General features: G+C 72.7%; 11 protein-coding genes. 5 read left to right on the forward strand and 6 right to left on the reverse strand.

Annotated elements, in window-relative coordinates:
- Position 1: 1 nt before the first annotated feature.
- Together RBL05_RS13525 and RBL05_RS13530 are read right to left on the reverse strand one after the other, a co-directional pair.
- The gene (locus tag RBL05_RS13525; protein ID WP_318603747.1) at positions 2-250 is read right to left on the reverse strand and encodes a DUF418 domain-containing protein; all 249 of its coding nucleotides are present in this window, start codon (positions 248-250) and stop codon (positions 2-4) included.
- A complete protein-coding gene (locus tag RBL05_RS13530; RefSeq protein WP_318603749.1) occupies positions 232-1,392 on the reverse strand; it encodes a DUF418 domain-containing protein in 1,161 nt (386 codons plus the stop codon). Before RBL05_RS13530 ends, RBL05_RS13525 begins: the two co-directional genes overlap by 19 nt.
- A gap of 206 nt (positions 1,393-1,598) precedes the next feature.
- Here RBL05_RS13530 and nrdF point away from each other — a divergent pair, with 206 nt between their 5' ends.
- Positions 1,599-2,567 carry a class 1b ribonucleoside-diphosphate reductase subunit beta gene (nrdF, locus tag RBL05_RS13535; RefSeq protein WP_053917064.1) on the forward strand — a complete coding sequence of 323 codons (969 nt, stop codon included), beginning with the start codon at positions 1,599-1,601 and terminating at the stop codon, positions 2,565-2,567.
- A 77-nt stretch (positions 2,568-2,644) separates the two neighbouring features.
- A complete protein-coding gene (locus tag RBL05_RS13540) occupies positions 2,645-3,271 on the forward strand; it encodes a 4'-phosphopantetheinyl transferase family protein (RefSeq protein WP_308739034.1) in 627 nt (208 codons plus the stop codon).
- Positions 3,272-3,326: 55 nt separating this feature from the next.
- Here RBL05_RS13540 and RBL05_RS13545 read toward each other — a convergent pair whose 3' ends face one another.
- The gene (locus tag RBL05_RS13545; RefSeq protein WP_308739033.1) at positions 3,327-4,649 is read right to left on the reverse strand and encodes a M1 family metallopeptidase; all 1,323 of its coding nucleotides are present in this window, start codon (positions 4,647-4,649) and stop codon (positions 3,327-3,329) included.
- Positions 4,646-8,611 carry a Pls/PosA family non-ribosomal peptide synthetase gene (locus tag RBL05_RS13550; protein ID WP_308739032.1) on the reverse strand — a complete coding sequence of 1,322 codons (3,966 nt, stop codon included), beginning with the start codon at positions 8,609-8,611 and terminating at the stop codon, positions 4,646-4,648. Before RBL05_RS13550 ends, RBL05_RS13545 begins: the two co-directional genes overlap by 4 nt.
- Before the next feature lie 439 nt (positions 8,612-9,050).
- Here RBL05_RS13550 and RBL05_RS13555 point away from each other — a divergent pair, with 439 nt between their 5' ends.
- Complete coding sequence (locus RBL05_RS13555; protein WP_263310902.1) at positions 9,051-9,335, forward strand: GlsB/YeaQ/YmgE family stress response membrane protein; 285 nt, start codon at positions 9,051-9,053, stop codon at positions 9,333-9,335.
- A 205-nt stretch (positions 9,336-9,540) separates the two neighbouring features.
- The gene (locus tag RBL05_RS13560; RefSeq protein ID WP_259883840.1) at positions 9,541-9,882 is read left to right on the forward strand and encodes a hypothetical protein; all 342 of its coding nucleotides are present in this window, start codon (positions 9,541-9,543) and stop codon (positions 9,880-9,882) included.
- 19 nt (positions 9,883-9,901) lie between these two features.
- Here the strand turns inward: RBL05_RS13560 and RBL05_RS13565 are convergent, their stop codons facing one another.
- On the reverse strand, positions 9,902-10,555 hold the full coding sequence (locus tag RBL05_RS13565) for an IMPACT family protein (RefSeq protein WP_308739031.1): 654 nt from the start codon (positions 10,553-10,555) through the stop codon (positions 9,902-9,904).
- A gap of 137 nt (positions 10,556-10,692) precedes the next feature.
- Between RBL05_RS13565 and RBL05_RS13570 the strand changes: the two genes are divergently transcribed.
- The gene (locus RBL05_RS13570) at positions 10,693-11,325 is read left to right on the forward strand and encodes a hypothetical protein (protein WP_308739030.1); all 633 of its coding nucleotides are present in this window, start codon (positions 10,693-10,695) and stop codon (positions 11,323-11,325) included.
- A gap of 161 nt (positions 11,326-11,486) precedes the next feature.
- Here the strand turns inward: RBL05_RS13570 and RBL05_RS13575 are convergent, their stop codons facing one another.
- Positions 11,487-11,879, reverse strand: coding sequence for an ectoine synthase (locus RBL05_RS13575; protein WP_062947514.1), 393 nt, complete (start codon positions 11,877-11,879; stop codon positions 11,487-11,489).
- Between the last annotated feature and the right edge of the window lie 61 nt (positions 11,880-11,940).

Here is an 11,940-nt window from a genome sequence, read left to right on the forward strand (position 1 = left end):
CTCAGCGCGTCCGCGGCGCCGGGTCGATCCGCCCGTAGGTCATCCGCCGCAGCAGCCTCTCGGCCGGTCCGCGGATCCCGCGCGCGCCCATCCAGGCCGCGATCGGCAGGGACACCAGCCACACCGCGAAGGCGATCGCGAGCGCCGGGGCGGTGGAGAGCGTCCCGCCGAGCCCGAGGCCCCAGGCGGCCATCAGCGGCGCGAGCAGCAGCGACTGGAACAGGTAGAAGGTCAGCGAGCGCTGCCCCACCGCGGCGAGGGTCCGCTCGAGGACGCCGAGGTCGCGGCTGCGGTCCGGTGCGCTCTCCTCGCGGGGCACGCCGTAGGCGCGCTCGGCGGGGAGAGGTCCCGGTCGGCCGACGTGTCCGGGCGCGGGGCGTCGTCGGCGGGCGCCCTGCCCTCGAGCCGGAGCGCGAGCAGCCCGAACAGGGCCGCGTAGCCGATGCCGCAGGCGATGCCGGTGAGCGAGGTGAGCCCCGTCAGCATCCACGGCGCCGCGGCGGGAAGCTCGTAGAGGCCGAGGATCGCGAGCGCCTCCGGCACGCCGCCGAGCCAGCCGATCGCGATGCCGATCACCGCGGTGCGCCGCAGCAGGCGCACGTGACGCCACGGCTCGTCGAGGATTCGTCGGCGGGCCGCGAGCCAGCCCAGCAGGATCGGCAGCGGCGCCCCCATCAGCGCTGCGAAGGGCAGCGACACCGCCCACAGCCCGAGCCGGTACAGCACCGAGACGAGATAGGGGGTGTCGTAGGCGAGCGGGCGGGTGAAGCCGGTGCCCATGTCGGTCGCGGCCATCTCGGCGGTCACCTCGGCCGGTACGAAGTACGTCAGCGCCACGCCGCTGACGATGCTGAACAGCGCGAACAGCGCCATCACCGCCGCGAGCACGATCACCCAGATGCGCAGGGTGCGGGAGCGTCGGCCGAAGAACCACCACACCAGCACCAGCGCGCTGACCGCGTACACCCCGAGGATGTCGCCGTAGAACAGCAGCGCCGCGTGCAGCGCGCCCAGCAGCAGCATCGCCCAGTGGCGACGGCGCATCATCACCCGCACCGCGCCGGGGGCGAGGCCGCGGTCGATCCTCGAGCGGTAGAACTGCACCATCCCGTAGCCGAACAGGAACGCGAACAGCGGCATCGCCCGGTGGTCCACCGCGATCGTCATCACCGCCTGCGCGATGGTGTCCAGCGGCCCGTCGGCCGGGATGTGCGGGGTGCCGCCGACGGACTCCGTCGAGCGCCACAGGTACCAGGAGACGTTGGCCACCGCGATCAGCGCGAGCATCAGCCCGCGCGCGACATCGGGGGCGAGGGAGCGGGGCGGCGCGACCGCAGCGGCCGATGCGGACGAGGGGTCGGGAGCGTGCGCGGAGACGGGAGCGGAGGTCACGGCGGGGCCTTCCGGAGCGGCGGACGTCGTGCCCGTCACGCTAGTGCGCCGGCGCCCGCACGCCCCACGACGAAAGTCATGGATCGTGCTCTCGATCGGTGGTGGGAAGCACCTCTCCGCGGCGGGCCGGAGGGCCCCGTGCGAGCCTTCGATGCCTAGACTGGAGGGCACACGACGACGACCCTTGAGGAGCAAGTGAGGCTGCGGTGAACGACCACCTGAAGACGACGGTCCAGGCGATCAACTGGAACCGGATCCCGGACCCGAAGGACCAGGAGGTCTGGGACCGCCTGACCGGCAACTTCTGGCTTCCCGAGAAGGTGCCGCTGTCCAACGACGTCCAGTCCTGGAACCGTCTGCCCGAGTCCGAGCAGCAGCTGGTGATGCGCGTGTTCACGGGCCTGACCCTGCTGGACACGGTGCAGGGCACCGTGGGCGCGGTCTCCCTGATCCCCGACGCGATCACGCCCCACGAGGAGGCGGTGTACACCAACATCGCGTTCATGGAGTCGGTGCACGCGAAGTCGTACTCCCAGATCTTCTCGACGCTGTCGAACACCAAGCAGATCGACGAGGCCTTCCGCTGGAGCGAGTTCAACGAGCCGCTGCAGAAGAAGGCGAACATCGTCATGGACTACTACCAGGGCGACGACCCGGAGAAGCGCAAGGTCGCCTCGACCCTGCTGGAGTCCTTCCTGTTCTACTCCGGCTTCTACCTGCCGATGCACTACTCCAGCCGCGGCGAGCTGACGAACACGGCGGACATCATCCGCCTGATCATCCGCGACGAGGCCGTGCACGGCTACTACATCGGCTACAAGTTCCAGAAGGCCGTGGAGAAGGCCGATGCGGCCCGCCAGGCGGAGCTGAAGGAGTACACCTTCTCGCTGCTCATGGAGCTGTACGACAACGAGGAGGAGTACACCGAGGACCTCTACGACCCGGTCGGCTGGACCGAGGAGGTCAAGACCTTCCTGCGCTACAACGCGAACAAGGCGCTGATGAACCTCGGCTACGAGGCCCTGTTCCCGCAGGACCAGGTCGAGGTGAACCCCGCGATCCTCGCCTCGCTCTCCCCGAACGCGGACGAGAACCACGACTTCTTCTCCGGCTCCGGCTCGAGCTACGTCATGGGCAAGGCCGTCGAGACCGAGGACGACGACTGGGACTTCTGAGCCCTTGTCGCAGAGGAGGCCCGGGGACGCAGCACGCTGCCTCCCCGGGCCTCCTGCCGTCCGTCTACGCTGAGTCCGTGGCATCCCGTCGGCACCCCGCCGAGCTCGAGGAGCGCGAGGATCTCGCGCCGCGCTCCGGGGCGGACCTGCGCCTCCACCCCGTCACGGCCGACGCCGACCGGGCCCTCGCCGCCCACGTCGCCGACGTGGTGGGCGTGCAGCCCGACGAGCTCAGGGTGGGGCGGCACTGCCCGGCGTGCGGGTCCTCCGCCCATGGCCGGCCCTGGGCGCGGGTCGTGGGCACAGCCGACGGGGGCGCGGGGACCTGGGGCAGGGCGGACGGGCGGGCGACCGCAGGGCGAGGTGCTGCCACGAGCCCGCGTCCGGTGCTCGGCGTGAGCCTCTCCCGCTCGGGCCCGCATCTGCTCACCGCCGTGCGCCTCGGCGGCGGGCTCGGGGTGGACCTCGAGGAGATCGCGGCGGTCGACCGCGGCTGGGACCCCTCCCTCGTGCTGCACCCGGCCGAAGCAGGTCAGGACCGCAGCGCCGAGGAGCGGGCGCGCCTCTGGGCCGGCAAGGAGGCGGTGCTCAAGCTCCTCGGCACCGGGCTGCGCACCCCGATGCCCGAGGTGCGCCTCGCGGATCATGACCTGCGCGAGGCCGAGGCGCCCGAGGGGTTCGTGATCCTGGTGGCGCAGGGCTGACCGCGCCGGACCGTCAGCCGCGCGAGAACAGGGACCGCAGCCCCCGATGGGTGGGCTATCGAGCGGCGGGCTGATCGGGCAGGTCCGGCAGCTCCTCGTCGTGGAGCCACGCGGCGAACAGGTCCGTGAGGTCCTCGCCGCTCTCGCGCGCGGCATGCTCCTCGAACATCTCGGTGGTCACCGAGCCGCCGAGGTTCTGCGCCAGCCACGACCGGATCAACGGGAAGAACGTCTCGTCGCCCACGCGGCGGCGCAGGGCGTGCAGGGCCAGGGCGCCGCGCTTGTACAGCCGGTCGTCGAACATCAGCTCCGGACCGGGATCGGCCACCAGCAGGTCCTCGGGCAGCTCCGCGAGCGCCGCATGGTGGTGGCGGGCCTCGTCCTCGAGGGTGGAGCGGCCGGTCTCCTCCGCCCACAGCCACTCGCTGTAGCAGGCGAAGCCCTCGTGCAGCCAGATGTCCTGCCACCGCTTCAGGGTCACGGCGTTGCCGAACCACTGGTGGGACAGCTCATGGGCGATCAGCCGCTCCGCCTCCCAGTCCTCGGCCAGGTGGTTGCGGCCGAAGGTGGACAGCGCCTGGGACTCCAGCGGGATCTCCAGCTCGTCCTCGGTGATCACCGCGGTGTAGGAGGGGAAGGGGTAGGGCCCGTACAGGCGCGTGAACAGCTCGAGCATCTCGGGCTGCCGGGCGAAGCCCGGCGCGAGCACCTTCGCGCCCACCCCGGCGGGCACCAGGGAGCGCACCGGCACCGACGCCCCGCGATGCGGCACCTCGGTGTACCGGCCGATCTGGACCGTCGCGAGATAGGTCGGCATCGGCACGTCCTGGCGGTAGCTCCAGGTGGTGGAGTTGCCCTTGCGGCGCTTCCCCTCCAGCTCGCCGGAGACGGCGACGTGATAGGCGGGGTTCGCGGCCAGGCTGATCTCGTAGACCGCCTTGTCGTCCGGGCGATCGTTGCAGGGGAACCAGGAGGGGGCGCCGTGCGGCTGGGCGGCGACGATCACCCCGTCCTCCAGCTCCTCCCAGCCGGTGGGCCCGTGCAGGCGCGAGCGGACCGGGCGCGGCTTGCCGCCGTAGCGCACCTCGATCGTCGCCTCCTGCCCCGCGGTGAACGAGGACTTCACGGTGAGGACGCCGCCGTGGTGGCTGTGCTTGATCGGCTCCCCGTCGAGCTTCACGGAGGAGACCTGCAGGCCGTAGAGGTCCAGGTGCAGCGCGCCTGTGTCCTCGTGCACCCGGCAGCTCAGGGTCGCGGTGCCGTCCAGGCGGTTCGTCTCGACCTTGTAGGCGAGGTCGAGCGCGTACCGCTGCACGGAGTAGGAGGCGTCGCCGTGCCCCGGGAGATAGGGGTCGCTGCCCGGTCGGGTGGTGCTCATGCGCGCTCCTCCATGTGCTCGCGCTCGCGCGCGTCGTCCTCGTCGTCGTGCTCGTCGGCGGTGCCGCCCGGCGGGGCGTCGTCGTCGGCCCAGGGGCCGATCGGGTTGCCGGTCCAGCGGGTCCCGGGCGGCACGCGCTCGCCGCGCATCACCAGGGACACGGGGCCGACGGTCGCGTGGCGGTCGATCTCCGCGGCGGGCAGGATCACGCTGCCCGGCCCCAGGGTCGCACCCTCGCCGAGGGCCACGGCGTCCATGCTCAGCACGCGGTCCTGGAACAGATGGGTCTGCACCACGCAGCCGCGGTTCACGGTCGCGCCGTCGCCGAGGGTGACCAGGTCCGTCTCCGGCAGCCAGTACGAGTCGCACCACACGCCCGCGCCGACCCTCGCGCCGAGCGCCCGCAGCCACAGGTTCAGCGCCACGGTGCCGGCGGTCGAGTTCGCGAACCAGGGCGCGGCGAGCACCTCGGTGAAGGTGTCGGCCAGCTCGGAGCGCCACACGTAGACGGTGAACAGGGCGTGCTCGCCCGGGCGATGCCGGCCGATGATCAACCACTTCGCGATCACGGTGATCGTCGCGGCGACGATGCCGGCCAGCAGCAGCACGACCCCGCCGAGCAGGACGGCGAGGAGGATCCAGGGCCCGCCCTGCAGCAGCAGCGCGTAGACCGCGCCCCACACCGCCACGGGCAACAGCAGCGCGATCAGCAGCGGCACCAGGCGCGCGGTCTCGACCAGGCCGCGCCGGACCAGCAGGTGCTTCGGCGGGTCGTAGGTGAGGGCGGCGTCGTGCTCCTCCTCGGCGCGGCGCAGCGTCCTCGGCGGGGAGCCGAGGTAGGAGGTGCCGGACTTCGCGGACTTGCGGCGTGGGGCGGCGGAGAGCACCGCGACCAGGGACTGCTTGGGCACCTTGCGGCCCGCGGCGAGCATGCCGGAGTTGCCGACGAAGGCGCGCTTGCCGACCTTCACCCGCTCCACGCGGATCCAGCCGCCGCCGAGCTCGTAGGGCCCCACCAGCGTGTCGTCGGCGAGGAAGGAGTGGTCGCCGACGGTGACGAGGCTCGGGATCAGCAGGGCGGTGGAGATCTCCGAGCCCCGGCCGACCTTCGCACCGAGCATCCGCATCCAGATCGGGGTGAGCCCGCCGGCGTACAGCGGGAACAGCCAGGTGCGGGCCTCGTCCAGCAGGCGCAGCGTCGCCCAGATCGACACGCCCGCCGCGGAGCGCATCGGATGGTGCCCGGGGGAGATGGCGAGGGCGAGCAGGCGGGTGAGCACCAGCACCGCGAGCGCCACGGCCGCGAATCCGGCGAGCGCCGCGAGCGGCAGCCACGGCAGGGCCGCGAGCACGGCCTGCCCGAAGGTGTCCGCGCCACGCAGGGCGGGGAGCAGCACCGCCCCGCCCACCAGCACGCCGAGGCCGGGCAGCGCGGCGATCAGCAGCGACAGCGCCCCGTAGACGATCTCCCACTGCGGCCTGCGCGGCGGGGCCTCGTCGGACCAGGGGCCGCGCGCCGCGGCGCGACGGGCGGCGGGGGAGCCGGACCAGAACTCGCCTGAGGGCACCTTCCCGAGCACGGCAGAGCCGGGCGCGACCTCGGCGTCCTTCCCGATGCGGGCGCCGGGGCCGAGGGTGCTGCGGGCGCCGATGCGGGCCCGCTTGCCGATGCGGACGGGGCCGATGTGCAGCACGTCCCCGTCGATCCAGTAGCCGGCCAGGTCGACCTCGGGCTCGATCGAGGCGCCGTCGCCGATCTCGAGCATCCCGGTGACGGGCGGCAGGGCGTGCAGGTCCGCGCCCTTGCCGAGCCTCACGCCGAGCAGCCGCGCGTACCAGGGGAACCACACGGCGCCGGAGAGGGAGGTCGCCCCGAGCTCGTCCTGGACGTGCTCGGCGATCCACAGTGCGAGATGCACCCTCCCGCCGCGGGGATGGGTGCCGGGGGTGATGCCGCGCAGCAGCAGCCGGGCGAGGAGGGCGGCGAGGGCCATCCGTCCCGGGGGCAGGACGAGCACGATCGCCATCGGGATCACCAGCCACAGCGGGAACGCGATGATCCACGGCACGTCCGTGACCGCTGCGAGCACGGTGGAGACGAGCATCAGCCAGGTGATGCCGCGCAGCGCGGCGAGGCCGCGCAGCGGCAGCAGCGCCAGCAGCTGGGCGAGCTGGGTGCGGCGGCGCAGCGGAGCGACGGTGCGGTCGCTGCGCACGGCGGTGGAGCCCATCGCATCCAGGTGCGCGGCGAGCGCCGCGACGGAGGACTGCTGGTACACGTCGCCGACGGTCAGCTCGGGGTGCTGCTCGCGCAGCCGGCTGACCACCTGCGCGGCGGTGAGGGAGCCCCCGCCGAGGTCGAAGAAGTCGTCCCTGACGGAGGTGACCTCGGCGCCGAGCACGTCGGCCCAGATCTCCGCGATCCAGGCGGCGGTGCCGGAGAGCTCGGCGCTGCGCTCGGAGGAGCCGGGCAGCGGCCAGGGCAGCGCGTCGCGGTCGACCTTGCCGGAGGTGCGGGTGGGGAGGTCCTCGACGACGGCCAGTCGCGGCACGAGCGCGGCGGGCATCCGCCGGCGCAGCAGGTCGCGGGCGATCTCGGCGTCGTAGGAGTCCTCGACGGTCAGGTAGCCGACCAGGAGCTTGTTGCCCGAGCGGCTGGAGCGCACGGCGGTCGCGGCGCCGACCACGCCGGGCAGGCGCAGCAGCTGGTCGTCGATCTCACCGAGCTCGATGCGGCGCCCGCCGAGCTTGATCTGGTCGTCGGCGCGGCTGGCGAAGAGGAGCCCATCGGGATCGTTGACCACGATGTCTCCGGAGCGGTAGGCGCGCTCCCAGCCGAGCGTGGGCATGGGCGCGTACTTCTCGGCGTCCTTGGCGGGGTCGAGATAGCGGGCCAGGCCCACGCCGCCGATGATCAGCTCGCCGCTCTCGCCCGGGGCGACGGGGTTCCCTTCGCCGTCCACGACGGCGAGGTCCCAGCCGGCCAGGGGCAGGCCGATCCGCACCGGTGCGCTGCCGTCGAGCATCGCGCCGCAGGCGACGACGGTCGCCTCGGTGGGGCCGTAGGTGTTCCACACCTCGCGCCCCGGCGCCTGGAGGCGGGCGGCGAGCTCGGGCGGGCAGGCCTCGCCGCCCATGATCAGCAGCCGCACCTCGCGCAGCGCCGAGTCGGGCCAGAGGGAGACGAGGGTGGGGACGGTGGAGACGATAGAGATCCGGTTCGCCTCGAGCCAGGGGCCGACGTCCACGCCGGAGCGCACGAGCGAGCGCGGCGCCGGCACCAGGCAGGCGCCGTACGCCCAGGCCAGCCACATCTCCTCGCAGCTCGCGTCGAAGGCGACGGACAGCCCCGCCATCACCCGGTCGCCCGGCCCGATCGGCGCCGACTGCAGGAACAGCCGCGACTCCGCCTCGACGAAGGCGGCGGCGCTGCGGTGGGAGACGGCGACGCCCTTGGGCCTGCCGGTGGAGCCGGAGGTGAAGATGACCCAGGCGTCGTCGCCAGGGGAGGGGTCCTGCGGCGCGGCGTGCGCATCCGGTGCCGCGGGCATCCCGGCCCCGGTGGGGGTGATGACGAGGTCGTCGCCGATCACGGCGAGGGCGGCCGACTCCTCGAAGACGACGCGGGCGCGCTCGTCGGGGTCGTCGGCGTCGACCGGGACGTAGGCCGCGCCGGCCAGCAGGATCCCGAGGATTGCGACATAGAGGTCGGTGGTGCCGGAGCTGATCCGCACCCCGATCTTCGTGCCGGGCCCGGTGCCGATCGCGGCGAGCCGGCCGGCGACCACGGAGGCCGCCTCGGCGAGCGCGGTGTAGGAGAGGACCTCGGCGCCCGCGTGGACGGCGGGCGCGTCGCCGTGCGCCTCCACGACGTGGCGGAAGATCTCGACGAGCGTGCTGGGCGAGGGGGCGCGATCCCCGGCGAGGAGCGAGGGGAGCAGTGCGGGGTGGGAGGCGGTCACGTCCTAATCATCCCCTACAGCCCTGTCGGTCGCGGCGAGGCGGTAAGTGGGGCAGAGCGACTTCGGTGGCCCTGTGACCTGCGTCGACGAGGTCTCTCATGGACAACCTCCCAGTTCGTGTCCGGACCGGTCCCGGCGCCGCCCCGGCCCCGCCCCGGCCCCGCCCCTGCGTCGTTCCCGAGCTGTTCCCCGGCTGTTCCCGCCGTGATCCCGCGGTGTTCCCTCTCCGATCCCGCAACGCTCCCTCCGCTGAGGGGCGGACGCGCGCGGACCAGCGGAGAGCCGAGCGGCAGGGACGATTCATGAGAGGCGGCCGGACCGGGAAGGCAGTACCGGACCACCGCTCCGACCGAAGGGTCGGTCGCGAATGCCGGAACATGAACGCATAAAGCGTTACATTGAATGTGCACACCCTTCCCCGATCTCAAGGAGTTTCACCATGGGACTCATCGGTCTGATCATCTCCTGGCTCATCATCGGCGCGATCATCGGGCTCCTCGCCCGCGCCGTCATGCCCGGTAAGCAGGGCATGGGCCTGGGCATGACCATCGTCCTCGGCGTCATCGGCGCGATCGTCGGCGGCTTCATCGGCAGCCTCTTCGGCGGCGACGGCATCTCGGGAATCATGAACAACCCGTGGAGCATCGGCACGATCCTGCTCGCCGTGATCGGCGCGATCGTCGTGATGGTGATCTACGGGCTCGCGACCAAGAACCGCGTCTGACCCCAGAGGGCCGCGGCCTGTCCGCGCCCGACCTCCGCCGCGCCGTCCCGGGTCCCCCGGGGCGGCGCTGCGCCGTTCACGGAGGCGTTCGCAGAGGGTCGTCCTCGGGCGGCGGGGCCGAGGAGTTCGGCCTCTGCCTCCGTGTGGGACTCCGCGGAATGCGGGAACGCTGGAAATCCCCGCACCGATGGGCGAGGCTGGGGTCATGACCTCCACCGACCCGCAGGCCACCGCATCCCCGCTGATCACCGCCGATCTCGCGCGCGCCGGTCGCGCCCTCGCCCAGGTCTCCGTCGCCGTGATCGCGGCGCGCACGGGGCTGGAGGCCGAGGACGTCCGCGCCTTCGAGCGAGGCGTCCAGGATCTCGACGAGGAGCGGAGCCGTGTGCTGCGCGCCGGCCTCGAGGAGCTCGGCGTCGAGTTCCTCCCGGCCGACGACGAGGCCGGCGTCGGCCACGGCGTGCGCCAGAAGTTCAACCCTCGCACCGTCAAGCGCATCGAGAACTGGGAGAACGAGGGCGGCCCGGCGCTCGAGGACGACATCTGACCCGCCCGGCGGGAGGCCGTCACAGCGGCACGTCGGCCGTGCGACGGCCGATGACCTCCACCGTGCGCCGCCCCGCGGACCAGCGGGCCGTGTCCTCGCGCAGGTCCTCGAGGTCCGAGGGGTCCACGAGCACGGTGAGCAGCGCCGCGCGCGCCCCGTACTCGGTGGGCTCCACCGCCGCGCCGCGGGATGCGGCCCAGACCCGCACGGCGTTCTCCGCGATCCCCACCTCGGCCGGCGGCACCTCGATCCGCGCCTCCAGCAGCTCCGTGCGCCGCAGCAGCGTCGCCGCGGCGACGGCCTGCTCGACGCCGGCGGTGTAGGCGCGCACCAGCCCGCCCGCACCGAGCTTCACCCCGCCGAAGTAGCGGATCACGATCGCGAAGACGTCCACGAGGTCCGCGTGCAGCAGCGACTGCAGCATCGGCATGCCCGCGGTGCCGGAGGGCTCCCCGTCGTCGTTGCTGCGATGGACCTCGGCCCGCTCGGCCGTCTCCTCGAGCACGAGGGCGGTGCAGTGGTGACGGGCACCGGGATGCTCGGCGCGGGCGGCGCGCAGCAGGGCGTCGGCCTGCCCGACCTCGCTGACCCCGTGCAGCCGGGTGAGGAAGCGGGACTTCTTCTCCACCAGCTCGGTCTCGACATCGGCGGCGAGGACGAGGGGAGAGGTCATGGAGGCGAGTCTAGGCGTGCCGGTCACGGCATGTGCCTGCCGGTCGGGGCCTCCGCCGGATAGCCTGTCGGTGTCGTCGGGGGTCGGCATCCGCTCCTCGTGACCGTCCCACTGCGCGACCCCTTCAGGAGCATCCCGTGACACAGCCGCCCTCATCCTCCGGTCCGCTCGCCCCGCCGCCCGGCGGAGGCTGGAACCAGCCCGGCCCGCAGCCCGGTGGCGCGCCCCATCCCGGCGGCTGGAACCAGTCCGCGGCCGCCCCGGCGAAGAAGCCGTCGAAGGCGCCCAAGGTCCTGATCATCCTCGGCGCCGTGATCATCGGGCTCAGCCTCGTGATCGGGATCGTGACGGCCGTGATCGGGTTCGGCCAGGTCGCCGGCGGCGCCGAGAAGTATCAGATCCTCGAGAGCGGCTCCGGCACATACACCGCCGAGGCCGACGAGACGGTGCAGCTGTACGCCGAGGAGGGCACGCCCGCCCCGCAGTGCACGATCGACGGCCCCGCCGTCGGCGAGGGCACCATCCAGACCAGCGGCTTCGGCAACGAGGGACGGGAATGGGACTCCTTCGACTCCTTCACCGCCGAGGAGGCCGGCGACTACACGATCGACTGCGGCGGCACGCCCGTGATGATCGGCCCGCCCGTCTCGATCGGCGGCATCTTCGCCGGCCTCGGCGGGATCCTCCTGGCCATCGGCGGCGGCGTGCTCGGCTTCCTGCTGCTGATGGTCGGCGTGATCATCCTGCTCGTGCGCCGCGGCCGCGACTGAGCCGGACCGGCGCGTCCGCACAGCGTCGGCGAGACCGCTGCGGACGGGCGCCCGCCGGCCCGCGGCCGCCGCACGCCGGGGATGCATGACGGGCCCGGCAGGAGCGATGCTCCTGCCGGGCCCGTCGGTCGCTCAGCCCAGGGGCTGCGCGGGCGGGACGCTCAGGCGTCCTCGGTGATCAGCGGGTACACGCCGTTCTCGTCGTGCACCTCGCGCCCGGTCACGGGCGGGTTGAACACGCACACGCACTTGATCTCGGTGCGGGGGCGCACCTTGTGCTTGTCGTGGTCGTTGAGCAGGTACAGCGTGCCGGGGGCCAGCTCGTGGATCTCACCGGTGGCGAGGTCTTCGATGGTGCCCTCGCCCTGCGTGATGAAGACGGCCTCGATGTGGTTGGCGTACCAGAAGAAGCTCTCGGTGCCGGCGTAGAGAGTGGTCTCGTGGACGGAGAAGCCCACGCCCTCCTTGGCCAGGATGATGCGCTTGGAGCGCCAGTTCTCCGACTTGATGTCGGCGTCGGTGTCCTCGACCTCGGCGAGAGTGCGGACGAGCATGTTTCGTGGTCCTTCCGGTGGGGATCTTCTGGTCGTGGTCCGCGGGCGCGCACAGCGGCCC

The organism is Brachybacterium sp. GU-2, from assembly GCF_030866705.2.
Lineage (GTDB): Bacteria > Actinomycetota > Actinomycetes > Actinomycetales > Dermabacteraceae > Brachybacterium > Brachybacterium conglomeratum.

Excerpts from the sequence above, each read along its gene's own strand:
- RBL05_RS13545 (WP_308739033.1), bottom strand. The coding sequence starts at position 4,649 with ATGAGCACCACCCGACCGGGCAGCGACCCCTATCTCCCGGGGCACGGC.
- RBL05_RS13555 (WP_263310902.1), top strand. The coding sequence starts at position 9,051 with ATGGGACTCATCGGTCTGATCATCTCCTGGCTCATCATCGGCGCGATC.
- RBL05_RS13560 (WP_259883840.1), top strand. The coding sequence starts at position 9,541 with ATGACCTCCACCGACCCGCAGGCCACCGCATCCCCGCTGATCACCGCC.
- RBL05_RS13565 (WP_308739031.1), bottom strand. The coding sequence starts at position 10,555 with ATGACCTCTCCCCTCGTCCTCGCCGCCGATGTCGAGACCGAGCTGGTG.
- RBL05_RS13575 (WP_062947514.1), bottom strand. The coding sequence starts at position 11,879 with ATGCTCGTCCGCACTCTCGCCGAGGTCGAGGACACCGACGCCGACATC.